Annotated in this window: 26 protein-coding genes; 13 read left to right on the top strand and 13 right to left on the bottom strand. The window is 67.5% G+C overall.

Annotated elements, in window-relative coordinates; translation table 11 throughout:
* Positions 1–5: 5 nt before the first annotated feature.
* The 3 genes from ACD584_RS09750 to ACD584_RS09740 all read right to left on the bottom strand — a co-directional run bounded on the left by ACD584_RS09750 (position 6) and on the right by ACD584_RS09740 (position 1,701).
* Entirely contained in the window at positions 6–359 is a 354-nt protein-coding gene (locus ACD584_RS09750) for a hypothetical protein (protein WP_040941724.1), read from the bottom strand.
* Positions 356–919, bottom strand: a complete 564-nt coding sequence (locus ACD584_RS09745) for an RNA polymerase sigma factor (RefSeq protein ID WP_029216817.1) — start codon at positions 917–919, stop codon at positions 356–358. Before ACD584_RS09745 ends, ACD584_RS09750 begins: the two co-directional genes overlap by 4 nt.
* A gap of 362 nt (positions 920–1,281) precedes the next feature.
* Positions 1,282–1,701 (bottom strand): hypothetical protein, encoded by a 420-nt coding sequence (locus ACD584_RS09740; protein ID WP_040941723.1) that lies wholly within the window; start codon positions 1,699–1,701, stop codon positions 1,282–1,284.
* 173 nt (positions 1,702–1,874) lie between these two features.
* On the opposite strand from ACD584_RS09740, the gene sufT reads away from it, so the two are divergent.
* From sufT to ACD584_RS09715, 5 genes are all read left to right on the top strand, one after another.
* The gene (gene sufT, locus ACD584_RS09735) at positions 1,875–2,429 is read left to right on the top strand and encodes a putative Fe-S cluster assembly protein SufT (protein WP_011036085.1); all 555 of its coding nucleotides are present in this window, start codon (positions 1,875–1,877) and stop codon (positions 2,427–2,429) included.
* A gap of 64 nt (positions 2,430–2,493) precedes the next feature.
* Positions 2,494–3,579 (top strand): branched-chain amino acid aminotransferase, encoded by a 1,086-nt coding sequence (locus tag ACD584_RS09730; protein WP_070692023.1) that lies wholly within the window; start codon positions 2,494–2,496, stop codon positions 3,577–3,579.
* Between the two features lie 315 nt (positions 3,580–3,894).
* Positions 3,895–5,637 carry a S8 family peptidase gene (locus ACD584_RS09725; RefSeq protein WP_076036329.1) on the top strand — a complete coding sequence of 581 codons (1,743 nt, stop codon included), beginning with the start codon at positions 3,895–3,897 and terminating at the stop codon, positions 5,635–5,637.
* 236 nt (positions 5,638–5,873) lie between these two features.
* Complete coding sequence (locus tag ACD584_RS09720; RefSeq protein ID WP_103699498.1) at positions 5,874–7,283, top strand: S8 family peptidase; 1,410 nt, start codon at positions 5,874–5,876, stop codon at positions 7,281–7,283.
* Between the two features lie 351 nt (positions 7,284–7,634).
* The gene (locus ACD584_RS09715) at positions 7,635–9,332 is read left to right on the top strand and encodes a S8 family peptidase (protein WP_076036328.1); all 1,698 of its coding nucleotides are present in this window, start codon (positions 7,635–7,637) and stop codon (positions 9,330–9,332) included.
* A 126-nt stretch (positions 9,333–9,458) separates the two neighbouring features.
* On the opposite strand, the gene ybaK is transcribed toward ACD584_RS09715, so the two are convergent.
* Genes ybaK through ACD584_RS09700 form a run of 3 tightly spaced genes read right to left on the bottom strand, consistent with a single transcriptional unit; the run spans position 9,459 to position 10,660 of the window.
* Positions 9,459–9,932, bottom strand: a complete 474-nt coding sequence (gene ybaK, locus ACD584_RS09710; RefSeq protein ID WP_050912403.1) for a Cys-tRNA(Pro) deacylase — start codon at positions 9,930–9,932, stop codon at positions 9,459–9,461.
* A 3-nt stretch (positions 9,933–9,935) separates the two neighbouring features.
* The gene (locus tag ACD584_RS09705; RefSeq protein WP_076036327.1) at positions 9,936–10,421 is read right to left on the bottom strand and encodes an asparaginase domain-containing protein; all 486 of its coding nucleotides are present in this window, start codon (positions 10,419–10,421) and stop codon (positions 9,936–9,938) included.
* Positions 10,406–10,660 (bottom strand): hypothetical protein, encoded by a 255-nt coding sequence (locus ACD584_RS09700; RefSeq protein WP_139328371.1) that lies wholly within the window; start codon positions 10,658–10,660, stop codon positions 10,406–10,408. Before ACD584_RS09700 ends, ACD584_RS09705 begins: the two co-directional genes overlap by 16 nt.
* 177 nt (positions 10,661–10,837) lie before the next feature.
* Here ACD584_RS09700 and ACD584_RS09695 point away from each other — a divergent pair, with 177 nt between their 5' ends.
* Positions 10,838–12,055, top strand: coding sequence for a glycoside hydrolase family 30 beta sandwich domain-containing protein (locus ACD584_RS09695; RefSeq protein WP_076036325.1), 1,218 nt, complete (start codon positions 10,838–10,840; stop codon positions 12,053–12,055).
* A 139-nt stretch (positions 12,056–12,194) separates the two neighbouring features.
* On the opposite strand, the gene ACD584_RS09690 is transcribed toward ACD584_RS09695, so the two are convergent.
* On the bottom strand, positions 12,195–12,539 hold the full coding sequence (locus tag ACD584_RS09690; protein ID WP_076036324.1) for a DUF2069 domain-containing protein: 345 nt from the start codon (positions 12,537–12,539) through the stop codon (positions 12,195–12,197).
* Positions 12,536–13,132: an NAD(P)H:quinone oxidoreductase gene (gene wrbA, locus ACD584_RS09685; RefSeq protein ID WP_014506797.1), complete on the bottom strand. Its 597-nt coding sequence runs from the start codon at positions 13,130–13,132 to the stop codon at positions 12,536–12,538. The genes ACD584_RS09690 and wrbA overlap by 4 nt, the downstream gene beginning before the upstream one ends.
* A 112-nt stretch (positions 13,133–13,244) precedes the next feature.
* Between wrbA and ACD584_RS09680 the strand changes: the two genes are divergently transcribed.
* From ACD584_RS09680 to ACD584_RS09665, 4 genes are all read left to right on the top strand, one after another.
* Positions 13,245–14,522 (top strand): YihY family inner membrane protein, encoded by a 1,278-nt coding sequence (locus ACD584_RS09680; RefSeq protein ID WP_042596311.1) that lies wholly within the window; start codon positions 13,245–13,247, stop codon positions 14,520–14,522.
* Positions 14,519–15,133, top strand: a complete 615-nt coding sequence (locus ACD584_RS09675; protein WP_076036323.1) for a TlpA disulfide reductase family protein — start codon at positions 14,519–14,521, stop codon at positions 15,131–15,133. The genes ACD584_RS09680 and ACD584_RS09675 overlap by 4 nt, the downstream gene beginning before the upstream one ends.
* Positions 15,133–15,399: an acylphosphatase gene (locus ACD584_RS09670; protein ID WP_070692038.1), complete on the top strand. Its 267-nt coding sequence runs from the start codon at positions 15,133–15,135 to the stop codon at positions 15,397–15,399. Before ACD584_RS09675 ends, ACD584_RS09670 begins: the two co-directional genes overlap by 1 nt.
* Positions 15,400–15,486: 87 nt before the next feature.
* On the top strand, positions 15,487–16,710 hold the full coding sequence (locus ACD584_RS09665; protein WP_076036322.1) for a hypothetical protein: 1,224 nt from the start codon (positions 15,487–15,489) through the stop codon (positions 16,708–16,710).
* Here the strand turns inward: ACD584_RS09665 and ppk2 are convergent.
* The 5 genes from ppk2 to hemA form a co-directional block, all read right to left on the bottom strand.
* Positions 16,692–17,474, bottom strand: coding sequence for a polyphosphate kinase 2 (ppk2, locus tag ACD584_RS09660; RefSeq protein WP_011036100.1), 783 nt, complete (start codon positions 17,472–17,474; stop codon positions 16,692–16,694). The two genes, ACD584_RS09665 and ppk2, sit on opposite strands and share 19 nt — an antisense overlap.
* Positions 17,475–17,504: 30 nt before the next feature.
* Positions 17,505–18,023, bottom strand: coding sequence for a molybdenum cofactor biosynthesis protein B (gene moaB, locus ACD584_RS09655; RefSeq protein ID WP_012439128.1), 519 nt, complete (start codon positions 18,021–18,023; stop codon positions 17,505–17,507).
* Between the two features lie 621 nt (positions 18,024–18,644).
* The gene (locus tag ACD584_RS09650) at positions 18,645–20,351 is read right to left on the bottom strand and encodes a tetratricopeptide repeat protein (RefSeq protein WP_076036321.1); all 1,707 of its coding nucleotides are present in this window, start codon (positions 20,349–20,351) and stop codon (positions 18,645–18,647) included.
* The gene (prfA, locus tag ACD584_RS09645; RefSeq protein ID WP_011036103.1) at positions 20,348–21,433 is read right to left on the bottom strand and encodes a peptide chain release factor 1; all 1,086 of its coding nucleotides are present in this window, start codon (positions 21,431–21,433) and stop codon (positions 20,348–20,350) included. The genes ACD584_RS09650 and prfA overlap by 4 nt, the downstream gene beginning before the upstream one ends.
* The gene (gene hemA / locus ACD584_RS09640) at positions 21,411–22,709 is read right to left on the bottom strand and encodes a glutamyl-tRNA reductase (RefSeq protein WP_076036320.1); all 1,299 of its coding nucleotides are present in this window, start codon (positions 22,707–22,709) and stop codon (positions 21,411–21,413) included. Before hemA ends, prfA begins: the two co-directional genes overlap by 23 nt.
* A 65-nt stretch (positions 22,710–22,774) precedes the next feature.
* Between hemA and ACD584_RS09635 the strand changes: the two genes are divergently transcribed.
* From ACD584_RS09635 to ispE, 3 genes are read left to right on the top strand one after another with little or no spacing between them, the layout of a single operon-like run.
* Positions 22,775–24,463, top strand: a complete 1,689-nt coding sequence (locus tag ACD584_RS09635) for a tetratricopeptide repeat protein (RefSeq protein ID WP_042596301.1) — start codon at positions 22,775–22,777, stop codon at positions 24,461–24,463.
* Positions 24,460–25,116 carry a lipoprotein insertase outer membrane protein LolB gene (lolB, locus tag ACD584_RS09630; RefSeq protein WP_076036319.1) on the top strand — a complete coding sequence of 219 codons (657 nt, stop codon included), beginning with the start codon at positions 24,460–24,462 and terminating at the stop codon, positions 25,114–25,116. The genes ACD584_RS09635 and lolB overlap by 4 nt, the downstream gene beginning before the upstream one ends.
* The gene (ispE, locus tag ACD584_RS09625; RefSeq protein WP_011036107.1) at positions 25,098–25,985 is read left to right on the top strand and encodes a 4-(cytidine 5'-diphospho)-2-C-methyl-D-erythritol kinase; all 888 of its coding nucleotides are present in this window, start codon (positions 25,098–25,100) and stop codon (positions 25,983–25,985) included. Before lolB ends, ispE begins: the two co-directional genes overlap by 19 nt.

The raw sequence follows: 25,985 nt of genomic DNA, 5'->3' as shown, positions 1-25,985 counted from the left end.
CATGCTCATTCCATGGCCAGGGCGGTATCGGAGCCGAGCCAGACGAACAGGTCCGGGTTCTGGGTCAGCAGGTCATCGGTGTCGGTGCTCGTGGCGGCCGGTGTAGTGGTCGCCACCTGCGTGGTCGTGGTTGCCGGTGCTTGCTCGGTGGGACGCAACTGCACACCGATGCCTACCGCCAGCAGCGCCGAGCACGCGGTGGCCAGCAGCCAGTGCAGGCGCCGCGAACGCTGGGCGGTGGCCGCATGGCGTGCCTGGCGCAGCTGGGCCAGTGTGTCCGGCGGCAAGGTGGTGAGTGCGGTGGCATGCAGCCGGCGCATCTGCGCATCGAACTGGGCCGGGTCGTGGGAGCGGTTCACAGGAAATCCTCGAACTGTTTTTGCAATGCGTCGCGCGCACGCGACAAATGGGTTTTGACCGAGCCTTCCGAGCAGCCCATCGCTTTGGCGGTGGTGGCCACGTCCAGGTCTTCGAGCACGCGCAGCGTGAAGGCTTCGCGCTGGCGTGCCGGCAATGTGCGTAGCGCTTCGACCAGGCGTTGATACGCCTCTTGCTGCTGCTGTTCGCCGGCCGGGCCGATGCCCGGATCGAGCCAGTCGATGCTGCCTTCGTCGTCGGCACGCTCGTTCGGGGCCCAGAACTTCAGCCGGAAGCTGCGCCGCCGCTGCAGATCGATGATGCGACTACGCAGGATGCTCCAGAACAGCGGGGTCCATTCTTCGGCAGGACGATCGCGATAACCGAGCAGCCGCACCATGGCGTCCTGCACCGCGTCCAGCGCGTCCTCGCGGTGGCGCAGGCCGGTCTCGGCAAAGCGGAACGCGCGCGGCCCGATCCCGGACAGGAACGCGTCCAGCGAGACAGGCGCCGCCGTTGCCGGTGCAGCAGGTTGCGGATCGAAAGGGGTTCCCACCAGCACAGCGTAGCTTCCGCGAAGACGATATGCCGTCAACGCACGGGCAGCCATCGGGTTGACACGCGATGACACGAACAAGGCGGGGCACGGGAAGTCGGCAAAAATCGCGGCGGGCCGGGAGGCCTGCCGCGAAGCGCCCGAGGCCTGTTATGCGTGTCACAGCGGCGGGGCTAGGCGCGCCGAAACAAGCAGCGGCGAGGGTGGAGACAATTGGCCGAACTGGGGCCTGATCTGTCTGCTTCGCAAACAAGCCGAAGAGACGACCACCGGCCCGTTGAAGCAGTAGGCACTAACGCCGCCGGGTCCGGTCGGAGTATCACAGTCCACACTGCCAGCGCACCGCACGCGGGCACGGGGAACCCCAGCTAGCGGCTAGCCCACCAGCCCAGTCCCAGCGCGGCCACATAGCAGGCCAGGTCGAGCCCGGTATTGGCCAGCTGCAGCAGGGTCCAGGCAAGCCCGGCGCCCATCTTCAGCGACGAGGTCCACGGATCCAGGCCAAGTGCGCCGCCCAGCTGTGCCGACGCGATGCCCCAGTTGGCCGCCACGATGAGCGCCACGGTCGACACCAGGGTGATGCCCACGCGCAGCGGACCAGCCGGCAAGGTTCCCAGGCGCAGCATCCACGCCACTTCCAGCGCGACCAGCACCGCCATCCAGCCGGATTGATGGCCCAGGGTCAGCGCGACGAGGATCCAGGCGATGAGGGCGGTGACGCATCCCAGCAGCAGGAGCGGGGGCCAGAGCCAGTGAGCGGTTCTGGCGGGCGCAGAGGTGGGCGGCATTGGAACTCCTGACAGTGCGCACATGATAGAGCGCGTGCTGCCGTTGCGGTGTGCAGCGCTGGCGGATGGAATGCAGCGTCGTCCGTGCTGCACGCCGCAATCGCCAGCCTGCCCGCCGTGGTCGGCTAGAATGGCCGACTTGCGCGCTCCCGACGCGGCCCCATATCCAGCCCATGTATTCCCGTAGCAGCGAACCCGTCCAGTTCGAACGCGATTGCGATGCCGTCATGGTGCCGCAAGGCGATTCGGTGACCCTGCCCGCAGGCAGTTACGGCTATATCACCCAGGCGCTGGGTGGCAGCTATACCGTCTTCGTCGAAGGCAACCTGTTCCGTATTGCGGGCAAGGACGGCGATGCGATCGGCAAGGAGGCCCCACCGGGGCTGGAACTGCCGGAGAACGCCAGCGACGAGGAAGTGGAAGCGCTGGTGTGGCAGCAGCTGCGCACCTGCTTCGACCCGGAGATTCCGTTCAACATCGTGGATCTGGGCCTGGTCTACGAGGCGGTGGTGAGCCATCGCGAAGAAGACAACCAGCGCCGGGTGGACGTCAAGATGACCCTCACCGCGCCCGGTTGCGGCATGGGCGAGATCCTGGTCGACGACGTGCGCAGCAAGGTGGAAATGATCCCGACCATTGCCGAGGCCGATGTCGAGCTGGTCTTCGACCCGCCGTGGGGCCGGCATATGATGTCCGAAGCGGCCCGTCTCGAGACCGGCATGCTCTGACCATCAGGCGCCATGTCTTGCACGTGGCGCCGCGTCTTTCCTTCCGCTCTACAGGAATCTCTCGGTGTCCGTGTCCTTCGCTTCCACCCGCTCCCCGTCGCCGCGCAGCGCCGACGAACTGTCCGTGATCCTGGCTGCGCCTGGGTTCGGCCTGCATTTCACCGACCACATGGTCGCCATCTCCTGGACCAACGAGCTCGGTTGGCACGATGCGCAGGTGCGTGCCTACGGCCCGCTGCAGCTGGATCCGGCCGCCTCGGTGCTGCATTACGGCCAGGAGATCTTCGAAGGTATCAAGGCCTACCGGCATGCCGACGGCTCGATCTGGACCTTCCGCCCGCAGGCCAATGGCGAGCGCCTGCAGCGCTCCGCGCGCCGCCTGGCGCTGCCGGAACTGCCGGTGGACCTGTTCGTGGAGTCGCTGCGCCAGTTGGTGGCCGTGGATGCCGGCTGGGTGCCGTCGGCGCCGGAAACCAGCCTGTATTTCCGCCCGTTCATGATCGCCGATGAGGCGTTCCTGGGCGTGCGCGCGGCGCACAAGGCCTCGTACTACGTGATCGCCAGCCCGGCCGGTCCGTATTTCGCCAAGGGCGTGGCGCCGGTGTCGATCTGGTTGTCCACCGAGTACGCACGTGCAGCCAAGGGCGGCACCGGCGCGGCCAAGTGCGGCGGCAACTACGCCGCTTCGCTGCTGCCTCAGCAGAAAGCCTATGCGCAGGGCTGCTCGCAGGTGCTGTTCCTGGACCCGGTGGAAGGCAAGTACATCGAGGAACTGGGCGGCATGAACGTGTTCCTGGTCTACCAGGACGGCACGCTGGTGACGCCGGAATTGTCCGGCAGCATCCTGGAAGGCATCACCCGCGACAGCATCCTGCAGCTGGCCCGCGACCGCGGCATGCAGGTGGTGGAGCGCAAGGTGTCCATCGACGAGTGGAAGGACGGCGTGGCCTCCGGTGAGATCAGCGAGGTGTTCGCCTGCGGCACGGCGGCCGTGGTCACCCCGATCGGCGAGCTGAAGGGCGATGGCTTTGCGGTCGGCGACCTGTCTGCACCGGCGGGCGAGGTGACGATGTCGCTGCGCCAGGAGCTGACCGACATCCAGTACGGGCGCGTGCCGGACCGCCACGGTTGGCTGGTGCGTCTGTCCTAAGCCAACACATCAAGCCAAATCAGGGCCCCTGCGCGTCAGCGCGGGGGCCTTTTTTTTGCGCGCAGTGCAGCAAGTGCGTGTCATTTGGTGTCGCCACATGTCATCGCGAGACTGAACGGTGCCGTACGGTGTCACAAATCTGATATTTAATTTTTTGAAAGTGCGAAGCTCTTATTGTCCAGTTCGGTTGGAGTGCGGTAGGTTCGCTGAACGGATCGATAACAGAGGCGATCCGGGGACCTCGGCGCTGACCTACGGAAGGCGGCGCCGGATAACACCGCTCCGGCGGTTCTCTTTGATATGGAAGGGAATTCGATGTCGACTGCGTCTCTCCGCAAGCGTACTGGCTCGCTCACCATCCTGGGCGCGTCCGCCCTGACCTCGCTGCTGCTCGCGATGCCGGCCTTTGCCGGCGAGGTCTACCTGGATGGCCTGGCCACCGCACAGACCCATCAAAAATTCATCGTGACCTACAAGGACGGCAGCACCGCGCTGGCCAGCCCGTCCGCGTTGACCACCTCGCTGCGCACTGCTGCGCGCGCGGTGCCGGCCAAAGCCGGCAAGGCGCTGGGCCTGAACTCGGTGCGCCGCCTGGCGTTGGGGCCGGAACTGGTAAGGGCAGACCGCGCCCTGGACCGCGCCGAGGCCGAAACCCTGATGCGGCAATTGGCCGCTGATCCCAATGTGCAGAGCGTTGAAGTCGACCAGATCCTGCATGCCACGCTCACCCCCAACGACACCCGGTTGTCCGAGCAGTGGGCGTTCGGCACCACCAACGCCGGTCTGAACATCCGCCCGGCCTGGGACAAGGCCACCGGCAGCGGCACGGTCGTGGCGGTGATCGATACCGGCATCACCAGCCATGCCGACCTCAACGCCAATATCCTGGCCGGCTACGACTTCATCAGCGATGCAACCACTGCACGCGATGGCAACGGCCGTGACAGCAATGCGGCCGACGAAGGCGACTGGTACGCCGCCAACGAATGCGGCGCCGGCGTTCCCGCCGCCAGCTCCAGCTGGCACGGCACTCATGTGGCCGGCACGGTCGCGGCAGTGACCAACAACACCACCGGCGTGGCCGGCACCGCCTACGGCGCCAAGGTCGTACCGGTGCGCGTGCTCGGCAAGTGCGGTGGATCGCTGTCGGATATCGCCGACGCCATCGTCTGGGCCTCCGGCGGCACCGTCAGCGGCATCCCGGCCAATGCCAACCCGGCCGAGGTGATCAACATGTCGCTCGGCGGTGGCGGTAGCTGCTCGACCACGATGCAGAACGCCATCAATGGTGCGGTGTCGCGCGGCACCACGGTGGTGGTCGCGGCCGGTAACGATGCATCCAATGTGTCCGGTTCGCTGCCGGCCAACTGCGCCAACGTGATTGCGGTGGCCGCCACCACCTCGGCGGGCGCGAAGGCCAGCTATTCCAACTTCGGCACCGGGATCGATGTGTCGGCGTCCGGCTCGGCCATCCTGTCCACGCTCAACAGCGGCACCACCACGCCGGGTAGCGCCAGCTATGCGTCCTACAACGGCACCTCGATGGCGTCGCCGCATGTGGCTGGCGTGGTCGCGCTGGTGCAATCGGTCGCACCGACCGCGCTGACGCCAGCAGCGGTGGAAACCTTGTTGAAGAACACCGCGCGTGCTTTACCGGGCGCCTGCTCGGGCGGCTGCGGTGCCGGCATCGTCAACGCCGATGCCGCGGTCACTGCGGCCATCAATGGCGGGAGCGGCGGCGGTGGCGGTGGTGGAAACACCCTGACCAACGGCACTCCGGTGACCGGCCTGGGCGCGGCGACCGGCGCGGAATTGAACTACACCATCACCGTGCCGGCCGGCAGCGGCACCTTGACGGTGACCACCAGCGGCGGCAGCGGCGATGCCGACCTGTATGTGCGCGCCGGCAGTGCACCGACCGACTCGGCCTACACCTGCCGCCCGTACCGCAGCGGCAATGCCGAGACCTGCACCATCACCGCACCGTCCGGAACGTATTACGTGCGTCTGAAGGCCTACAGCACGTTCTCCGGCGTCACCCTGCGCGCCAGCTACTAACCGCGCGTCACGCGCGCCCCGGCACTGCGCCAGGGCGCGCTCCCCATCTGCAATCCACTCCACGCCTGCCGATTCGGCAGGTGCTGGGGATGTGTTGCCGCGTGGCCGGGACGGACACCGGTCAGTCGTTTCGACAGGCACCTGCCTGTGCACTTCCAGACCTGCCATCGCAGCGCGCGACGGGGTCCGGCCATCACGCCGCATCTGCGGCACCTCATCACTCAAAGGAACGATCGATGTCCAATGTGTCGCAACGTCGTGCGCCTACGCGCGCGCTGGTAGTCCTGGGTGTGTCCGCGCTGACCTCGCTGCTGGCGGTGCCGGCCTTCGCCGGGCAGGTGAATCTGTCCGGGCTGGATTCGCAGCCGACGCTGGATCGCTTCATCGTCAAATACCGCGACGGCAGCAGTGCGTCGGTGAGCCCGACCTCGATGCGCGCCTCGCTCAATTCTGTTGCCACTGCGGTGCCGGCACGCGCTGGCCGCGCGCTGGGCCTGAACCACGTGCGTCGCACCGCGCTGGGCTCTGAAGTGCTCAAGACCGACCGCAGTCTGGACCGCGCCGAAGCCGAGACGCTGATGCGCCGCATCGCCGCCGACCCGAGCGTGGAATACGTGGAAATCGACCAGATCATGTACCCGACGCTGACCCCGAACGACACGCGTCTGTCCGAGCAGTGGGGCTTTGGCACCACCGCATCGGGCATCAACGTGCGCCCGGCCTGGGACACCGCCACCGGCACCGGCGTGGTGGTCGCGGTGATCGACACCGGCATCACCAGCCATCCGGACCTCAACGCCAACGTGCTGCCCGGCTACGACTTCATCAGCGATGCGGCGCGTGCGCGCGACAACAACGGCCGTGACAGCAACGCGGCCGACCAGGGCGACTGGCGCGCGGCCAACCAGTGCGGTACCGGCGTGGCAGCGGCCAACTCCAGCTGGCATGGCACGCACGTGGCCGGCACGATTGCCGCGGTCACCAACAACAGCACCGGCGTGGCCGGCACCGCGTTCAATGCGCGCATCGTGCCGATCCGCGCGCTGGGCCTGTGCGGCGGCACCACCTCGGACATCGCCGATGCGATCGTCTGGGCCTCCGGCGGCACCGTCAGCGGCGTGCCGGCCAATGCCAACCCGGCCGAAGTGATCAATATGTCGCTCGGCGGCAACGGCGCCTGCTCGAGCACCTACCAGAACGCCATCAACGGCGCGGTGTCGCGCGGCACCACGGTGGTAGTGGCGGCGGGCAACAGCAATGCCAACGTGGCCAACTTCACCCCGGCCAGCTGCGCCAATGTGATCTCGGTGGCCTCGATCACCTCGGCCGGCGCACGTTCGAGCTTCTCCAACTTCGGCACCACCATCGATATCTCCGGCCCGGGCTCGGCGATCCTGTCCACGCTCAACAGCGGCACCACTACCCCGGGCAGCGCCAGCTACGCGTCCTACAACGGCACCTCGATGGCGGCGCCGCACGTGGCCGGCGTGGTCGCGCTGGTGCAGTCTGCAGCGTCGCGTCCGTTGACTCCGGCGGCGGTGGAAACGCTGTTGAAGAACACTGCACGGCCATTGCCGGGCGCCTGCTCGGGCGGTTGCGGCGCCGGCATCGTCAACGCAGCAGGCGCGGTCAGCCAGACGCCGTAACGCGACGCCGTAACGCGAGGCCGTAACGCGTATTTCCCCAGCGGACGCCGGCCACAAGTGCCGGCGTCTGTCAGAGCGCTCCCGACGCGGCTGTCGGTGCCTGTCTCTCTCTCTCTTGTGCCCCGCCCAGGCGGGGCTTTTTTGTGCGCGCGCTGCATGGGCCGGGACGTGCGCCAGGGGTGGCTGAACGAACGCAAGTGGGCTGATGCTGCCTGGCTTCAGCGGCATTCGGGTTCGCCGATAGCCTCGTCACGTGGGGGCTGCGTCATGCAATGCCCGCGCATCCGACGCGGCATTGCAGTCCCTGCGCTGCGCGTCATCCGAGTACCGATGTCCTGGGGAGGGCGATTCATGAGGCAGTCAACGGTTGGCGCATTGCGCTACGCGGCGTGTGTGTGTGCGATGGCGTGTGTGTTTCAGGTATCGGCCGGCGAGGTCAACCTGCAGGGGCTGGCATCGGGCTCGAGCCACCACCGTTTCATCGTCAGCTACAAGGACCGCGTGGGCAGCACCCGCGCGACCGGGCTGTCGGCTCCGTGGGGCGAGATCGCCCGCGCCGTCCCCAGGCGGCAAGGGCGCGCGCTGGGCTTGTCGGCCACGCGTCGGCTCAGTGCCGGCCCGATGCTGCTGGTGGCCGATCGGCGCCTGGACCGGGTCGACTCGGAAAGCCTGATGCGCCGGCTTGCCGCCGACCCGACCGTCAAGCGGGTGGAAGTGGACGTGCTGATGCGGCCACTGCTGGCGCCCAACGACCCCGGCCTGCCACAGCAGTGGGCGATGGGAACCACCACCGCCAGCCTCAATGTCCGCCCGGCCTGGGACCGCACCACCGGCAAGGGCATCGTGGTGGCGGTGATCGATACCGGCATCACCGCGCATCCGGACCTGGCCGCCAACGTGCTGCCCGGCTACGACTTCATCACCGACCCCACCGTCGCAGGCGACGGCAACGGGCGTGACAACAATGCCGCCGATCAGGGCGATTGGTCCGCGGCCAACGCTTGCGGTGCGGGCGCGTCGGCGTCCAATTCCAGCTGGCATGGCACCCATGTCGCCGGCATCGTTGCCGCAGTTGGCAACAACGCGGCCGGGGTGGTCGGCACCGCCTTCAATGCCAAGCTGTTGCCGTTGCGCGTGCTCGGCAAATGCGGTGGCTACATGTCCGATATTGCCGATGCCATCGTGTGGGCGTCTGGCGGCAAGGTGACCGGGGTACCGGCCAATCCGAATCCCGCCACAGTGATCAACTTGTCGCTCGGCGGCTACGGCAGCTGCTCGACGATCATCGGCAATGCCATCACCGGCGCGGTCACGCGCGGCACCGCCGTGGTAGTGGCGGCCGGCAACAGCAATATGGATGTGGCCACCAGCATGCCGGCCAATTGCGCGAACGTGATTGCGGTGGCGGCAACCACCTCGGCCGGCGCCAAGGCCAGCTTCTCCAACTTCGGCAAGGGCGTGGACATCGCCGCGCCCGGCCAGGCGATCATCTCCACGCTCAATAGCGGCACCACGGTTCCAGCCAATCCGGCCTACGCGGTGTATAGCGGCACTTCGATGGCGGCGCCGCATGTGGCCGGCGTGGTGGCGTTGATGCAGTCGGTGGCGCTCAACCCGCTGACGCCGGCAACGGTGGAGGCGCTGCTGAAGAGCAGTGCACGCCCGTTGCCGGTGGCGTGCGCTCCCGGCTGCGGTGCGGGCCTGATCAATGCCGATGGTGCGGTGGCGGCGGTGATCAATGCCACGTTGCTGACCAGTAATGCAGTACGCACTGGCCTGAGCGCGGCGATCGGCGATTCGCTGTATTACCAGGTCAAGGTGCCGGCAGGTACGCGCTCGCTCAAGGTCACGCTCAGCGGCGGCAGCGGCAATGCCGACCTGTCACTGCGCGCCAATGCACTGCCCACCGACGCCGCCTTTGGCTGCCGCAGCATGCTGGTCGGCAATGCCGAAACCTGCACACTGACCGCACCTGCGGCAGGCACGTATTACGTGCGACTCAAAGGAACGCTGGCGTTCTCCGCTGTCAACCTGGTGGCGACGTACTGATAGCCAGGGCAGCCGCCTGCCCGTGCGAGGCAGTGACGCGCTGGCGCCTGAGGCAAGGTGCCAGCGCGTTTCTATGTATGGCGTACGCAAGGCTGGCTTGCCTGCGTTATTGCGGGCGTGGCAGGCTCACTCGCAGAGCGGGTAAGCGCGCGCGCCGAGGACGTGCACAATCTCGGCGCCGGCCAATTCCAGCAGCAGGCCACGCTGGCCGGCGTTGATCCACAACGCAGGTGCGTCGAGCACGCTGGATTCGATCAGCACCGGCGTGGGCCGCTGCTGCCCGAGCGGGCTGATGCCGCCCACCTTGTAGCCGGTGCGGCGTTCGGCATCGGCCACCTCCATCATGCGCGCGGACTTGCCACCGCAGGCGCTGGCAAGGGTCTTCAACGACAACCGGCGGTCGCACGGGATCACCACGCAGATCGCGTGCTCGTCCACCCAGGTCATCAGGGTCTTGAGCACCTGGTGCGGCGGCAGTTGCAGCGTCTGTGCGGCTTGCAGGCCCTTTGCATCGGCATCGGCCTGGTACGGATAAGGATGCAGCACATAGGCCACGCCGGCCGCATCCAGTGCACGGGTGGCGCGGGTGGCCTTGCTCATCGCTTAGACCGGTTCGAACCGGTTGGCCGCCACGTTCTTGCGCACCGTTTCCGGGTTCCAGATCCGCCCGTTCATGGCGATGTAGACGCCGGCCGGCAGCGTCTGGACGGCCCCGACCGCGCAGCCGATGTTGAACTCGGCATCGGAGCCGCGAAAGCGCGCCGGATTCAGTGCGCCGGTCATCACGATGGTCTTGTCGGCGATCGACTGCAGCACCTTGCCGGTTTTCACCATCGAATCGGTGCCGTGGGTGATCAGCACCTGCCGGGCGGGCTGCGCCTGGATGGTGGCGCGGATCAGCTCGCGGTCTTCCTGGGTGATGTGCAACGAATCCTTGCGGATGATCGGGATGACCGTGAAGCGGAAGGTCACGCCCAGTTCCTTGAGGATCTGGCCGATCTGCGGGTCGCCGATCTGGTAGTCCGATTTGTCGTCGAAGTAGATCTTGTCGATCGTGCCACCGGTGGTGACGATCAGGAGGTCTTCCATTGCTGCAGGTCCTGTAGGGCCGGCGCGGTGCAAGGCCGCGCGAGGGCCGCCATGATACGGCGCTGGCGCCAGCGGTGCAGGCGATGGCCGGGCAGGGCAGGGCGCATTCCGATGTAGGGCGCGGCAGCGTGAGGCGTGGTGCACTGCCGCAGCGGTGACGCGGGCGCGTGCGTCACCGCACGCACTCCTTCCTGCGCCATCCGTTCGCTGCATGACAGCGCCGCGTTCTTGGATGCCATGCCCATTCAAGTGTCATCGGCCACGCGCACACTCCACACGCCGTTTCACTGGTCGCGATCGCTTTGTTGCGCGGCCGTGCGAGGCAGCAATGCCAACGCGCTGTGCAACGGCTGCCTGTGCGCGCACGGTCGTCGATGCGTTGGGTTGGCGCCTTCGTTCAATTCTTGAGATGAAGCATGAAGCCTTCCGTGTTGCTGCGTGCCGTAGTGCCGTTGATCGGGTTGTGCCTTACCGCCACTGCCGCTGCGCAAACCGTCACGGTCAACCCGAACCAGACGTACCAGACGGTGCGCGGATTCGGCGGGATGAATGGTGCGGGATGGATCAACGATCTGACCCCCGCGCAGGTGGATCTTGCCTATGGCAGCGGCAACGGACAGATCGGCCTGTCGATCCTGCGCATGCGCATCGACCCCTCCAGCAGTGGCTGGAGCCTGCAGGTTCCCACCGCCGCGCGCGTGCGCGCGCTGGGTGGCATATTGTTCGCCACGCCGTGGTCGCCGCCGGCGTACATGAAGTCCAACAAAAGCCTGGTCAAGGGCGGCAAGTTGTTGTCCACCTCGTACGCCGCCTACACCACGCATCTGCTGGATTTCGCCAACTACCTGTCGGCGCGCAACGCACCGCTGTACGCGATCTCGCTGCAGAACGAGCCGGATTGGCATCCAGACTATGAATCCGCAGACTGGAATGGCAGCGACTTCGTCAACTATCTCAACGCCGAAGGCGGCAAGTTCGGCGCGTTGAAGGTGATCGTGGGCGAATCGGTTGGCTTCACCTTTTCCATCACCGACCCGGTGCTCAACAACGCCAAGGCCAGCCAGGCCACGTCCATCGTCGCCGGACATCTGTACGGCGCGCAGCCAAAGGACTACGCACTGGCGCGCAGCAAGGGCAAGCAGGTCTGGATGACCGAGCACTACACCGACACCAGCGATGGCAATGCGTGGCCGTCGGCATTGGGCGTTGCGAGCGAGCTGCATCAGAGCATGGTCGCCAACTACAACGCCTACATCTGGTGGTACATCCGCCGCAGTTACGGGTTGATCAGCGAAGGTGGTTCGGTCAGCAAGCGCGGGTATGTGCTGTCGCAGTACGCGCGGTTCGTGCGGCCAGGGTCGGTCCGGATCGGTGCCACCGAGCACCCGTATGCAGACGTGTCCACCACGGCGTACCGCACGCCGGACAACAAGATCGTGGTGGTGGCGGTCAACACCGGCACCGCCCACCAGCGACTGGATCTGACCGTGCCGGCCGGCGCTGCCACGCAGTTCGTCAAATACACCACCTCATCCAGCCTCAACGCCGGCTATGCCGGTGCGTACACGGTGAGCGGCGGCAAGAGCTCGCTGTATATCGACCCGCAGAGCATCGCCACGCTAGTGGGGCAGTGACGGACGGGCGGGCGCTGCGGTGAAGGTGGCAGGCAATTGAGTGCGCTGCCCACGGCAATGACCTCGCCGTGACGGTGTGAGTCCACGGCCAGTGGAGCGGGCAGTTCGTCCGCCCCACTGGCCGCCTGCGCAACCCGCGTTAGCGCGGAGCGCGGCGCTTGCCGAACCGCGCGGCCACGCCATGGCCGCTGACCAGCGCCACCACCAGCAGGGCCAGCAGCAATTCCAGCCAGGCCAGGCCACGCACGCCGGGCGCGCTCCAGGCGGCCATGATGCCGTGGCTGAACCAGCCCAACGCGAACACGCCGGCCCAGAAGCGCGCACGCGTGCTGCGCACGGCGCCCATGGCCATCAGCAGCGGCGGCAGCGCGAACACCAGTAACGCGGCGACGCGATGGCGGTCATCGTGAAACCACACCACGAACAACGCCGACAGGGCCAGCAAGGCGGCGGTGAGCAGCCAGTGCGCGGCGCGCCGGCTCACGGGGTTGCCAGCCGCCGGGCGATATCGGCCACCCGGCGGCCCAGGGCGCGTGCCAGCACGGCTTCTTCGTCGCTGGGCTGCGGGTCGCCGCCCGCACCGGAGACATGGCTGGCGCCATACGGCGTGCCGCCGCTGGTGGTGTGGCTGAGAGCTGTTTCGGTAAACGGGATGCCGACGATCAGGCAGCCGTGGTGCAGCAGTGGCAGGTGCATCGAGAGCAGCGTGGATTCCTGGCCGCCGTGCATCGAGGCGGTGGAGGTGAACACCGCCGCCGGTTTGCCGGCCAGGGTGCCGTTGGCCCATTCGGCACCCAGGCTGTCGAGGAAGTGCTTCATCGGCGCGGCCATGTTGCCGAAGCGCGTCGGGCTGCCGAGCAGCACGCCGGCGCATTCGGCCAGATCCGCAGCGTCCACATACGGGGCGCCTTCGTCGGGCACCGGCGGGGCGCTGGTCTGGGTCACCGCCGCCACCGGCGGGACCGTGCGCAGCCGCGCGCTCATGCCGGGCACTTCGCCAATGCCGCGCGCGATCTGCCGCGCCAGCCGCGCCACCGAACCGCCACGGCTGTAGTACAGCACCAGAATTTCCGTCATCGCGCATCTGCCGCCTGTGTGAGGTGGCCGCAGTATCGGCGATGGCGTGGCCTGGCTGCACGCCGCAGGTGCGGCAAGGCCGCGATGACGACGCTTCGGTTACCCTTGCCCGATGTCGCGTGTGAACACCATGCATCAGTGGAAGGAACGCCTGCGGGACCGTGCACGCACGGCCAGCTTCGGGCGTTTTCTGTGGCGCCGTTTCCTGGACGACCGGCTGTTCCAGGCGGCCGCGTCGCTGGCCTACACCACGGTGTTTGCGCTGGTGCCGCTGGCGATCGTGGTGTTTGGCGTGTTGTCGGCGTTTCCGGCATTCAACGAGTGGAAGGACGCGCTCACCGACTTCATCTTCAATAACTTCGTGCCGGGCGCGGCGCGCTCGGTGCAGAACTACCTCAACCGATCGCTCGAGGATCTGGGCAAGTTCACCGTAGCCGGCATGGTGGCGCTGGTAGCCTCGTTGCTGATCACCCTGCACAGCATCGAGCAGACCTTCAACAGTATCTGGCGCGTGGCCGCGGCCCGGCCCAAGGTGACGCGCTTTCTGATCTATTGGACGGTGCTGACGCTGGGCACGATGCTGGCGGCCGCGTCGATGGCCATGGCTGCGTATGTGTTCGCGCTGCCGCTGTTCCGCACCACCGAAGGCCAATGGCTGGCCGAATTCGCCTGGCGGCTGGCACCGATGGCGGTGGAGTTCGTCTGCATCGTGTTGATCTACCGCGTGGTGCCGCAGCATGTGGTGCGGCTGCGGCATGCCCTGCCGGGCGCGCTGCTGGCGGTGATCCTGATGGAAATCGTCAAGTGGGGCTTCGGCTTTTACCTGGGCAATTTCCAGACCTATCAACGTATCTATGGCGCATTGTCGGCGCTGCCGATCCTGCTGCTGTGGATCTACCTGAGCTGGGTGTCGGTGTTGCTGGGCGCGTCGCTGGCATCGTCGATGTCGGCGTTCCGCTACCAGCCCGAAGCCATGCGGCTGCCGCCGGGATTCGAGATCTACGGCCTGCTGCGCCTGCTCGGGCGCTTCCGCCAGGCACGCCTGCACGGCAACGGGCTGGACGAAGACCGCATCCTGGCGCTGGAGCCCATGCTCACCGACACCTTGATGCAGGAGCTGCTGTGCGAGCTCAAACGTATCCGCCTGCTGCGCCGTGACGAGCGCGGCAACTGGCTGCTGGCGCGCGACCTGGACGTGGTGCCGCTGGCCGAGCTGTACGAAAGCTGCCAGCTGCGGGTGCCGGTCGAAGACCGCCCTTTGCCGTGCCGCGACGACCCCTATGGCCAGGCCGCCGCCGCCGCGCTGGAACAATTGCGTCAACCGCTGCGCAGCGTGCTGGCGCAGCCGGTCGGCGACCTCTATACTCACCTTCCGGGAGATCCCCCATGACCCTGCGTTCGTTGATGCGCGGCGCCTGCGCGCTGCTGTTGCCGTTGGCCCTGCTCACCGCCTGCAAGCCCACCGGCGAGGGCACATCGACCACGGCGTCACCGGCGCCCACGCCCGCCAACCAGGCGCCAGCGACCCCACCGGCCGGCACTGACCCGGCCGCTGCGTCCACCACTAGTTCGGTGGTGCAGAAGACCGCCGAGATGCCGACCCTGTCGCTGCCCACCGTGTCCGGCGAGACCTACGACCTGGCTGCGCACCGCGGCAAGTGGGTGGTGGTGAACTTCTGGGCCACCTGGTGTGCGCCGTGCCTGAAGGAGATGCCCGAGCTGTCGGCGTTGCACACCATGCGCGACTCCATCGAAGTGGTCGGCCTGGCCTACGAGGACATCACCACCGCCGACATGCAGTCCTTCCTCAAGGATCACCCGGTGTCGTATCCGGTGGCCATCCTGGACCCGTACCAGCCGCCGCAGGACTTCGCCACTCCGCGCGGGCTGCCGATGACCTATCTGATCGGCCCCGACGGCAAGGTGGCCAAGCAGTTCCTCGGCCCGGTCACCGCGCGCGACATCGAGACCGCAGTGGGCATCACCGGCAAGGCCGGCTGATGCAGGCGGCACGCTTCATCGTCACCGGCGTCGTGCAGGGCGTGTTCTTCCGCGCCTCCACGCGCGAGCGGGCGCTGGCGCTGCAGCTGCGCGGACATGCGCGCAACCAGGCGGACAGCAGCGTGGAAGTTGTCGCCGCCGGTTCCGCTGCAGCACTGGAGGCACTTGAACACTGGCTCTGGCAGGGCTCGCCAGCGAGCAAGGTCGCGTCTGTCACGCGCACGCCATGCGCGATTCCGACGACTGAAGCATTTGTAACCGGCTAGCCAAAAGTTGCCTGAGCAGGGCAACAGACTTGCGTTTCCTCGCCGATAACCTGGATGTCCACGCGATCAGGCGTGCAGGGGAAATGTATGGCAGCTCCATCTCAAGACCAGAACAGTGGGCGCGACCTGCCCGAACCTCGCAGTGCATCGGCGCAGCTGGCGCCGTGGCTGTATCTGGGCGCGCTGCTGGGCAGCGGCTGGCTGTTGTTCATGCACCCGGCCACGCGGGTGTTGCGCCCTGAGCAGGCCGCCGCCAGCTGGCTGCTGGCCTGGGTCTTCGCGGGCATCGTGCTGGGTGCGGTGCTGTGGAGCCTGCGCCTGGCGCGGCGCGGGCTGGGCGAGCCGTCGGCCAGCTATCCGTTGTCTGCCCGTCTTCCCGATTCCTGGGCCGATGCCTACGCCGCGCTGTTGCGGCCGGCCACGGCAGCACCGCTCGCCCCAGCCAAGCCTGATCCGGCCAATGCGCTGCGTGGCGCCGCCTGGCACCGCTTCGGCGGCGGCATGCTCAACGTCGACGCCTTCGATCCAAACGACGCCACCCGCGCGCCGTGGGATGCGCTGGATAGCCAGGCCTGCATCGCGCGGCTGGACGAACTGCGCCCCGCCTGGCAAAACGCCAGCGCCAACCGCGCGCAGCAGCAGGAACGCCGTTATTGGCTGGATGTGGTGCTGTCGCTGCTCGATCACGGCGTGATGCGCCCGCTGCAGGACGGCTATCTGCCCGACACCGCCGCGCTGCGGACCGAACGCCTGTTGCTGGGCGCCGACGCCGGCCCGCTGGTGCTGGCCCACGTGCCGGCCCTGTTCGCCCGCCGCCTGGTGCTGGCCATCGAGGCCATGCCCTCGCCGCAGCGCGACGGTGCGCTCGCGCAATGGCAGCTGTTGCAGCAGCTGCATGCCCTGATCGCCGAAAGCCGCGTGCTGGACGAGCGCTCGCAGGTGATCCAGGTGCTCGCCTGGAACCCGGATGTGGACCTGGACCAGGTGGAAGTGGCCTACATCCTGGCCGCCGAATACCGCCAGGGTATGCGCGACTGGCTACGCCGCGCGGCCACGGTGCGCCTGCCCGACACCGCGCTGCGCCTGGACGAAGTGCTGTTGGCGTCCTGCAGCCCGCTCGGGCCGCAGACCGACGATGTCGACTACATCGAGGCCATGCGCCCGTTGCACCGCGGCTTCATGCAGTTGTTCGCCCAGCGCCTGAGCCAGTTGGTGGTGCAGGCCGAGCAGGTCGAAGGCCAGGCGGGCGTGCATCCGTTGCCGCGCGCCACTGCCGCCAGCGACGAAGTCTCTCAGGACTGGCCGGCGTAATCATCGATCGGGGTCAGCACGCCGTAGTGCTCCTTGTGCAGCTTGCCGTCCAGTGGCGGCAGCGGCAGCAGCTCCTGCGGCACCGAGGTATCCGGCAGCCGGTCCAGCAGATCACGGATCAGGCTCAGCCGCCCGCGCTTCTGGTCATTGAAGTCCACCAGCGTCCACGGCGCTTGCGCAGTGTGGGTGGCCTGCAGCATGCGTTCGCGCGCGGCGGTGTAGTCGTCGTACTTGGCGCGTGACTGCAGGTCCACCGGCGACAGCTTCCAGCCCTTGAGCGGATCTGCGTGGCGCTCGGCAAAGCGTTCTTCCTGCTCGGCCTGATCCACGCACAGCCAGTACTTGAACAGCAGGATGCCGTCGTCGACCAGCAATTGTTCAAAGCGCGGTGCCTGCTCCAGAAACGCCTGGTACTGCGCGTCGGTGCAATAGCCCATCACGCGCTCCACGCCGGCGCGGTTGTACCAGCTGCGATCCATCAGCACTAACTCGCCGGCCGCCGGCAGATGCGTCACGTAACGCTGGAAATACCACTGCGTGCTTTCGCGATCGCTGGGCTTGGGCAACGCCACCACCCGGCATTGGCGCGGATTGAGATGGCTGGCGATGGTTTGAATCACGCCACCCTTGCCGGCGGTGTCGCGGCCTTCCACCAGCACCAGCGCGCGCTGGTTGGTGTGCTGCAGCCAGCGTGCCATGCCGACCAGTTCCAGCTGCAGCGGTTCCAGCAGTTTCTTGTAGGCCTTGCGTTTGAGGTGCGACATGCGCGTTCCGCCAGCGATGGAACGCGCAGGCTATTCGCTCAGCCGTGGACGCAGTGTCGCCAGGTTGCAGGGCTTGGTGCGCGCATCCAGCTGCGCACGCACGATCTTTTCCCATGCGGTGCGGCAGGCCGAAGTGGAACCGGGCAGACAGAACACGAAGCTGTGGTTGGCCAGGCCGGCAAACGCGCGTGACTGCAGCGACGAGGTGCCGATTTCCGCAACGCTGATGGCGCGGAACATCTCGCCAAAGCCCGGCATCAGCTTGTCCAGCAGCGGGGTGATCGCCTCGGGGGTGGAATCGCGCCCGGTGAAGCCGGTGCCACCGGTCACCAGGATGCCGTCCACCTGCGCATCGGCGATCCAGGCGGAGACAATTGCACGCATGCGATAGCGATCGTCCGGGCACAACGCACGCGCATGCAGCACGTGGCCCTCGTGAGTGAGTGCGTCGACCAGATAATCGCCGGAGCGGTCATCGGCCAGGGTGCGGCTGTCGGACACCGTCAGTACGCACAGGTGCAAGGGAATGAAGTCGAGATTGGAAGGCATGCCGCCAGCCTAGCGAGCCTGGACGGCCGGGTACAGCACCACGGCGTGAAGCCGCACAACGTCAGTCGCAGTCGAGGATCCGCTGATACTGGCAGTTAGCAACTGACAGTTCGTGGCAAATCGATAAGCCGCTCTCCCTGGGGGCGAGAAGGCACAGCTTGCGCGCCACTGGTGTGCGTGCCGCCGAGCGCCCACGCCGCAAGGTTGGACGCCCCTCTCCCTCCGGAAGAGGGACTGGGGTGAGGGTACGGCGAAGCAAGATGCCTGTCCGTACTAGCTTCGGTGAGGCGCGGCAGCGCGGCCGGGGATCGGCTCCTCGGCTCGGTCAGACATCCTGTCTGACGCGCCGCCGGGGCACATCCCTGTGCCGCTCTCCGCCAATCCCCGGCCACGCTGCCGCCTCGGCACTTCATTACGGTGACTTGGAGGAGTTTGAACGCGATAGCGAGGAAGTTGGCTGGAGCCCCTCTCCCGTTGGGGCGAGCAGGCACAGCTTGCGCGCCATGGGCGCGCGTGCCTTGGAGCGCCCGCGCCGCAAGCGCGGGCCGGGGCGTGGAGCGGGGGTTGGGGGTGAGGGTACGGCGGAAGACAGCCATCTATTTTGAACGCAAAAAGTCCGCGCTAAATTCCCAACCAACCATGACGCCGCGCGAGTGCCTGCAACAACGCACCAAAATCATCCGCAAACCCATCCATCTCAAACACCCCAGACTCCCGCCGCAGTACATCCACCCGCGCACGCAACGCACCCAGCGCCGCCGGATCACTCGCCAACGCCACCGCCTTGGCAACAAACGCGGCATCGTCCGCCACATTCATCTCATCCAACCCAAGATGATGATTCAAGCTGCCAGCGACCCGCGCAGCAAACGTCTCGCCAGGCGTCGTCAATACCGGGCATCCCGCCCATAGCGCGTCCGATGCGGTGGTGTGCGCGTTGTACGGATGCGTATCCAGGAACAGGTCTGCATGCCCGTAGCGCGCCAGGTACTGCGGATGCGGCAACTTCGGCATGAACACCAGGCGCTGCGCGTCGACGCCCTGCGCCTGTGCGAATGCGCGCAGACGCGCATCGGCCTCGCCCGGCCCGGACAGCAGCCACAGCACGCTGTCGGGCACCGCGCGCAGCACCGCCAGCATGCGCGCCATGCTGCGTGGATTGAGCTTGTAGCTGTTGTTGAAGCAGCACAGCACCACGCCCTGCGCGGGCAAGCCGCATTGCGTACGCGAAGGCGGTTCGGCAACTACGCGCGAGGTGTCCGACGGCTGAAATGCACCTTGCAAGCGCAACACGTGCTCGCTGTAGAACGGCTCCAACGCAGGCGGCAGCGCGAACGCATCGCCCAGCACGTAATCCATCCATGGCGCGCCGGAGGTGCCCGGATACGCCAGCCAGTTGACCTGCACCGGTGCCGGGCGCAACGCGAACACTTCCGGGCGCCCGCCGCCGCCCCAGCCGCGTAGATCGAACAACAGATCGATGCCCTGGTCGCGGATGTGCTGCGCAGTGGCCAGATGCCCGAGCGCGGTGACGCCGTGCAAGGTGCTGGCCTGCGCGAGTCGCGTCCGCAGCGTGCTGCCATCGTCACCGCTTGTCGCAAACAGATGCACCTGCAGGTCCGGCTGGCGCCGCTGCAGCGCTTCGAACAAGGCCACGGTCAGCAAGCCGGTGGGATGCGCGCCAAAGCCATTGGAGACGAAGCCCACCCGCAGCGCGCCGTGGCTGCGCACGCGCGTTGGCGCAAGCGGCCGCACGCTGGCGGCGATCGCTTGCGCACGCGTGCGCGCACAGGCCAGTTGCTCGGCGGCGCTGGCATCTTCGCTGAGGAACGCGAACGGCTCCACCGCGCCAACGCCCTGCGCCACGGCGGCGCGCACCTGCGCGGAGAGCACATCCAGCGCGCGCCAGTCACACAGCCGGCGCCGCCAGTTGAGCAGCTGCGCGGTGATGTACGGCTCCTCCGGCAACAACTGATGCGCACGCGTGTACGCGGCGGCGGCGGCTTCGGCCTGGCCGGCATCTTCCAGCGCATGCCCAAGCCACAACGCAATACCGGGGTGTTCGGGGGCCCTATCGGAGGCCTGCTGCAGCAGTACGGCGGCCTCGGCATGGCGCTGTTGCGCCCAGCGCACGCGGCCCAGCCGCGCCACCGCCTCCGGATGGCCAGGCTGCAGCGCGAGGCCGCGCTGCACGGCCATCTCGCCGGCAGCCGTGTCGCCCATGCCCAGCTCCGCGTCGGCCAGCATCAGCCAGGCCACGAAATCCTGCGGGCGATGGCGCACGGCCGCGCGCAGCTGCAACAGCTCGCGCGGGCCGTCGGCGGTCACGTGCCCTCGCTCAGTCGCGCCAGTTCGTCGGCCTGATGCTCGTGCAGCAAGCGGGCGATCAAGGCATCCAGATCGCCTTCGATGATGTTGGGCAGGTCGTACAAGGTCAGCCCTTCGACGCGGTGGTCGGTAATGCGGCCCTGCGGAAAGCTGTAGGTGCGGATGCGTTGGCTGCGGTCGCCGCTGCCTACCTGCAACTTGCGCGTCTGCGCCTCGGCGGCGGCGGCCTTGCTGCGTTCTGCTTCCACCAATTGCGCCTTCAGGCGCTTCATCGCCTTGTCGCGGTTGGCGTGCTGGCTGCGTTCGGTCTGGCATTCCACCACCACGCCGCTGGGCACGTGGGTGATGCGGATCGCCGATTCGGTCTTGTTGACGTGCTGACCGCCGGCGCCGGAGGAGCGGAACGTATCCACCTTCAGGTCGGCCGGATTGATCACGATCTCTTCCACGTCATCGGCTTCGGGGATGATCGCCACGGTCGCGGCCGAGGTGTGGATGCGGCCCTGCGATTCAGTGGCCGGCACGCGTTGCACGCGGTGGGTGCCGGACTCGAATTTCAGCCGCGAATACGCGCCGCGCCCGACCACCCGCGCCACCACTTCCTTGTAGCCGCCGTGCTCGCCGGGGCTGTCGGATTCGATCTCCACCTTCCAGCCCTGGCGCTCGGCGTAGCGCGCGTACATGCGGAACAGATCGCCGGCGAAAATCGCCGCTTCGTCGCCGCCGGTGCCGGCACGCACCTCCAGGAACAGGTTGCCTTCATCGCGCGGGTCGCGCGGCACCAGCAACAGCGCCAGTTGCGCGTCCAGTTCGTCCAGGCGCGCCTGTGCGGCGAGGATTTCTTCCTCAGCCAGCTCGCGCATTTCCGGATCGTTGCGCATCGCCTCTGCGGCGCTCAGATCGGCCTTGGCGCGCGCTTCCTCCTGCATGGCCAGCGCCACCGGTTCCAGCTGCGACAGTTCGCGCGACAGGCTGCGGAACTTGTCGTTGTTGCTGACCACCTCCGGATCGGAGAGCAGGTGTTGCAGTTCTTCGCGGCGCTCGGCCAGCGCTTCGAGCTTACGGCGCAGGGTCGGCGTCATCAGTCCTCACGATCGGGGTAGCTACAGGGGGATGGCGGTAACCGGGTTTCTCGGGAAACAGCCGGTCGGCCGCGCTGGTCAGGTCGAGGTCGTTGTTGAGCGCGGCATCGCGCAGTGCGGCGGTTGGCGGATGCAGCAGGCGGTTGGTCAAGGCATGCGCCAACTGTTCCAGCACTTCATCGGCCGGCTTGCCGTTGTTCAATTGCTGCCGCGCCTTGGCCAGCAGTTCGTCGCGGGTGCTGTCGCCGAAGGCACGCAGCCGCTTCAGCGGCGCCTGGCGTTCGTTGGCCTGTAGCGTTTCCACATAGCGCGCCACCTGCAGGTCGATGATGGCTTCGGCCTGGTCGGCCGCCTCGCGGCGACTGCGGCGGTTGTCTTCCACCGCGCGTTCCAGGTCGTCCACCGTGTACAGGTAGGCGTCGCTCAGCTCGGCCACCGAGGCCTCGATGTCGCGCGGCACCGCCAGGTCGAACAGCAGCATCGGCTTGCGCTTGCGCGTGCGCAGCGCCTGTTCCACCTGCACCCGGGTCACCACCGGCTCGCGCGCGGCGGTGGCGGAAAACACCACATCGGCCTCGGCTAAGTGGCGATCCAGCTCGGTTAGCGGCAGCGCCACGCCGCCATGCTGGGTCGCCAGCGTCTGCGCGTGGGCCAGGGTGCGATTGGCGATCAGCAGCCGCCGCACGCGGCCTTCGCTCAGATGCTTGGCCGCCAGCTCGATGGTCTCGCCGGCGCCCACCAGCAGCACCGTCGATTCATTCAGGCGTGCGAACGATTCCTGCGCCAGCCGCACCGCGGTAGAGGCCACCGACACTGGGTTGGCCCCCACGCGGGTGTCGGTGCGTGCGCGCTTGGCCACCGAAAAGGTCTGCTGGAACAGCCGGTCCAGGCCACTGCCCAGCGCGCCGTGCGCGCGTGCCACCGCCCAGGCGTCCTTCACCTGGCCCAGGATCTGCGGCTCGCCGAGCACCATCGAGTCCAGCCCGGTGGCTACGCGGAACAGGTGGCGCACCGCCTCGGCGTCGTGGTGCTGGTACAGATAGCCGCTCAACCCGGGCGCGTGCGTGTCCAGCCAGGCCACCAGCGTCTGCGGGTCGTCGGCCATCGCATACAGCTCGGTGCGGTTGCAGGTGGACAGCAGCGCGGCCTCGCGCACCTGCGGCAGGGTGCGCAACGAATCGAGCGCGCGCGGTAACGCGTCACCCGCGAACGCCGCGCGTTCGCGCAGGTCCACGGGTGCGGTCTGGTGATTCAGTCCGAGCACCCACAACGTCATTGTTCAGTTGCTTGCGATAAGCTGCTGGCCATTCAGGGCCCCATTTTACGGCCCGGTTGCCCCCGATGCCTGTACCGATTCGCATCCTGAGTGTTCTTTTGCTGGCCACAGTGTCGACCAGCGCCATCGCAGCACCGAAAAAAGCACCGCCCGCCCCCCCGGCAGCCACTGCCGGCAGCGCCTCGCTGGAGCCAGTCCTGGCAGGCGAATTCGCCTTGCAGGCCGGGCAGTTGGACGAGGCGGCGCGCGCTTACCTGGATGCCGCCAAGGCCGAAGCCGGCGATGCCGGGCTGGCCGAGCGGGCCGCCCGCATCGCCATGCTGGCCAACGATGACGCGCGCGCCATCGAGGCCCTGGCCCTGTGGCGTGCCCGTGCGCCGTCGTCGCTGGCAATGCGTAGCACCGAAGCCTCGTTGGCCTTGCGCCGCAACGATCTGCGCACCGCACGCCGCGACCTGCTCGGCCTGCTCAAGGAAACCGACCCGCGCGGGTGGCGCTTCGCGCTGATCGCCCTGGCCAACGGCGGACGCGAGCCGGACGCTTCAGCCGATGTGCTCGAAGACCTGGTCAAGGCCGGCGCCATTCCCAATCAGATCGAGGCCTGGCAGGAGTTCGGTCGGCTTGCGCTGCGGATGGAGCGCCCGGCGCTGGCCAAGCGCATCGTCGACGAAGTGGTGCGCCGCTTCCCCGAAGAACCGCGCGTGGCCTTGCTGCACGCCACCCAGTTGCAGCAGGAAGGCAAGAACGACGAAGCGCTGGCGCTGCTGAAGAATGTCGAGCCGCAGGCGGTGAAGGACTCCGAACTGCGCGGCGCGCTGGCGTTCGCCTATGACGCGATGGGCCAGACCGAAGCGGCGGCACGGGTGCTGTCCACCGGCCCGCAAGACACCCAGACCTACGGGCTGCGTGCCTCGATGCTGGCCAAAGAGAAGGACAACACCGCGCTGGCCGCGCTGTACGACGAGCTCAAGGGCAACGCGACCAAGCCCGATCCGGACCGCCGCCTGTTGCTGGGCAAGATCGCCGAATTCCTCAAGCGCTACGACGAGGCAGTGGAGTGGTATCGCGGCGTTCCGGGCGGCCCGCAGCTGAGCGAGGCACGCCTGCGCGCGGCCAGCGCCTTGTACGAACTCGGCCGCAAACCCGAAGCGCTCAAGGAAGCCCGTGCCTTGCAGGGCGATGCCAGTGCCGACGACGACGCCCGTCGCGACGCCTACGTACTGGAGGCCGAGCTGCACCAGCGTGCCGACGATGCACCGGGCGAACTGGACGCCTTTGCCCGCGGGCTTGCGGCCTATCCGGACGACGGCGCCTTGCTGTACGCGCGTGGCCTGGCCTGGGAACGCCGTGACGATGTGCCGCGTGCCGAGGCCGATCTGCGCAAGATCCTGGTCGCCGAGCCGGAAAACGTCGCCGCCCTGAATGCGCTCGGCTACACCCTGGCCGACCGCACCACCCGCTACAAGGAAGCGCTGGCGCTGATCGATCGCGCGCGCACGGCCGCGCCGGACAACCCGGCCATCGTCGACAGCTACGGCTGGGTGCTCTACCGCATGGGCCGCACCAAGGAAGCGCTGGTGCAGCTGCGTCGCGCCTGGGCCCTGGTCAAGGATCCGGAAATCGCCGCGCACGTGGGTGAAGTGCTGTGGGTCAGCGGCAAGCAGGACGAAGCGCGGCGCTACTTCGACGAAGCACGCCGGCTCGACCCGGACAACCGCGCGCTGCAGCGTGCGGTGGAGAAGTTCGGTCTATGAGTCAGGTGATCAGGATGCTGGCCCTCACCGGGCTGGCGCTGGCCGGCCTGTCGGGGTGTGTCAGCGTGCCGCGCGGGCAGGGCGGTGCCGCGCCGGCGGTTGTGGGGCAGGTGAGCGAATCCGCACAGCAGGCTGAAACCGCTCGCCAGGCCTGGCTGCAGGCACATCCGGCATGGTCGTTCCAGGGCCGGGTGGCGATCAGCAAGGGCCGCGATGGCGGCAGTGGCCGTCTCGACTGGCAGCAGGATGGCCCGCGCTACCACGTGCAATTGAGTGCGCCGGTGACCCGGCAGAGCTGGGTGCTGACCGGCGACACCACCACGGGCGCAGGTCGCCTGGAAGGCCTGGACGGCGGGCCGCGCGCTGGCGCCGATGCCGAACAGGTGCTGTTGGAGGCCACTGGCTGGACCATTCCGGTCAATCAGATGCCCGACTGGGTACGCGCCCTGCGCATCGCCGACGCCGGCGCCGCGCGCGTGGACCTGGACGAACACGGCCGGCCGCGCACCGTGCAGCAGGACGGCTGGACCATCGATTTCCTCGAATGGACGCCCGCCAGCGCAGCCCAGCCCGAACTGCCGCGTCGGATCGAAGCGCGCAATGGCGACGCCAAGGTGCGCCTGCTGGTCGACCAATGGACGCTCTCGCCCTGATGTCTGCGTCGAACCCTGCCTGGTCGGCCTGGCCTGCGCCGGCCAAGCTCAACTTGTTCCTGCAAATCGTCGGGCGCCGCGCCGATGGCTATCACCTGCTGCAGACCGTGTTCCGCCTGCTCGACTGGGGGGACACCGTTCATGTTCGTTTGCGCACCGACGGCCAGATCCAGCGCATTGGCGCCAGCCTGCCGGGCGTCGCCGAAGACGACGATCTCATGGTGCGTGCGGCGCGCGCGCTACAAATTCATGCCGGCACCGCGCTCGGGGCTGAGTTGCGGGTCGACAAGCGCATCCCCGCCGGCGGTGGCTTCGGTGGCGGCTCCTCGGATGCCGCCACCGTGCTGGTGGCCCTGAATGCCTTGTGGGGCCTGGGCTTGCCGGTCGACACCCTGGCCGAACTGGGCCTGCGCCTCGGCGCCGATGTGCCGGTATTCGTGCGTGGGCACAACGCCTGGGCCGAAGGTGTGGGCGAAAAATTGACCCCGATCAGCCTGCCGCAGGCGGCCTACGTGCTGGTCGACCCCGGTATTCACGTGCCCACGCCGGTCCTGTTTCAATCACAGGAATTGACGCGGGATGCTGCGCCCGCGAAAATAGCGGACTTCGCTTCCGGTTCTCTGCTCGACAATGCGTTCGAGCCGGTCCTGCGGCGCCGGGAACCTGCCATCGAGGCCGTGTTCCAGGCGCTTTCCAGGATCGGAACGCCACGTTTGACAGGGTCGGGGAGCGGTTGTTTCGTAGAATTCGCCACGCGCGCTGCTGCAGAGCAGGCCATGGCGCATTTGCCGGGCAACCTGCGGGCGTGGGTAGTGGAGGGTGCAGCGCACTCGCCATTGCTCGACGCACTGGACGCGATACAGGTTTGA

Source organism: Xanthomonas sp. NCPPB 2922, from assembly GCF_041520885.1.
In the GTDB taxonomy this organism is placed as follows: Bacteria; Pseudomonadota; Gammaproteobacteria; order Xanthomonadales; family Xanthomonadaceae; genus Xanthomonas; species Xanthomonas campestris.
The sequence above is the reverse complement of the archived record's forward strand: the minus strand, read 5'-3'. Positions and strand labels throughout refer to the sequence as shown.

What these genes read in the sequence shown, in the direction of transcription:
- ppk2 (WP_011036100.1), bottom strand. Translation starts at nt 17,474, where the DNA reads ATGTCGCACCTCAAACGCAAGGCCTACAAGAAACTGCTGGAACCGCTG.
- ispE (WP_011036107.1), top strand. Translation starts at nt 25,098, where the DNA reads ATGGACGCTCTCGCCCTGATGTCTGCGTCGAACCCTGCCTGGTCGGCC.
- sufT (WP_011036085.1), top strand. Translation starts at nt 1,875, where the DNA reads ATGTATTCCCGTAGCAGCGAACCCGTCCAGTTCGAACGCGATTGCGAT.
- hemA (WP_076036320.1), bottom strand. Translation starts at nt 22,709, where the DNA reads ATGACGTTGTGGGTGCTCGGACTGAATCACCAGACCGCACCCGTGGAC.
- ACD584_RS09670 (WP_070692038.1), top strand. Translation starts at nt 15,133, where the DNA reads ATGCAGGCGGCACGCTTCATCGTCACCGGCGTCGTGCAGGGCGTGTTC.
- ACD584_RS09740 (WP_040941723.1), bottom strand. Translation starts at nt 1,701, where the DNA reads ATGCCGCCCACCTCTGCGCCCGCCAGAACCGCTCACTGGCTCTGGCCC.
- ACD584_RS09725 (WP_076036329.1), top strand. Translation starts at nt 3,895, where the DNA reads ATGTCGACTGCGTCTCTCCGCAAGCGTACTGGCTCGCTCACCATCCTG.
- ACD584_RS09675 (WP_076036323.1), top strand. Translation starts at nt 14,519, where the DNA reads ATGACCCTGCGTTCGTTGATGCGCGGCGCCTGCGCGCTGCTGTTGCCG.
- moaB (WP_012439128.1), bottom strand. Translation starts at nt 18,023, where the DNA reads ATGCCTTCCAATCTCGACTTCATTCCCTTGCACCTGTGCGTACTGACG.
- prfA (WP_011036103.1), bottom strand. Translation starts at nt 21,433, where the DNA reads ATGACGCCGACCCTGCGCCGTAAGCTCGAAGCGCTGGCCGAGCGCCGC.
- ACD584_RS09665 (WP_076036322.1), top strand. Translation starts at nt 15,487, where the DNA reads ATGGCAGCTCCATCTCAAGACCAGAACAGTGGGCGCGACCTGCCCGAA.
- ACD584_RS09695 (WP_076036325.1), top strand. Translation starts at nt 10,838, where the DNA reads ATGAAGCCTTCCGTGTTGCTGCGTGCCGTAGTGCCGTTGATCGGGTTG.
- ACD584_RS09700 (WP_139328371.1), bottom strand. Translation starts at nt 10,660, where the DNA reads ATGGCATCCAAGAACGCGGCGCTGTCATGCAGCGAACGGATGGCGCAG.
- ACD584_RS09715 (WP_076036328.1), top strand. Translation starts at nt 7,635, where the DNA reads ATGAGGCAGTCAACGGTTGGCGCATTGCGCTACGCGGCGTGTGTGTGT.
- ACD584_RS09720 (WP_103699498.1), top strand. Translation starts at nt 5,874, where the DNA reads ATGTCCAATGTGTCGCAACGTCGTGCGCCTACGCGCGCGCTGGTAGTC.
- wrbA (WP_014506797.1), bottom strand. Translation starts at nt 13,132, where the DNA reads ATGACGGAAATTCTGGTGCTGTACTACAGCCGTGGCGGTTCGGTGGCG.
- lolB (WP_076036319.1), top strand. Translation starts at nt 24,460, where the DNA reads ATGAGTCAGGTGATCAGGATGCTGGCCCTCACCGGGCTGGCGCTGGCC.
- ybaK (WP_050912403.1), bottom strand. Translation starts at nt 9,932, where the DNA reads ATGAGCAAGGCCACCCGCGCCACCCGTGCACTGGATGCGGCCGGCGTG.
- ACD584_RS09635 (WP_042596301.1), top strand. Translation starts at nt 22,775, where the DNA reads ATGCCTGTACCGATTCGCATCCTGAGTGTTCTTTTGCTGGCCACAGTG.
- ACD584_RS09705 (WP_076036327.1), bottom strand. Translation starts at nt 10,421, where the DNA reads ATGGAAGACCTCCTGATCGTCACCACCGGTGGCACGATCGACAAGATC.
- ACD584_RS09680 (WP_042596311.1), top strand. Translation starts at nt 13,245, where the DNA reads ATGTCGCGTGTGAACACCATGCATCAGTGGAAGGAACGCCTGCGGGAC.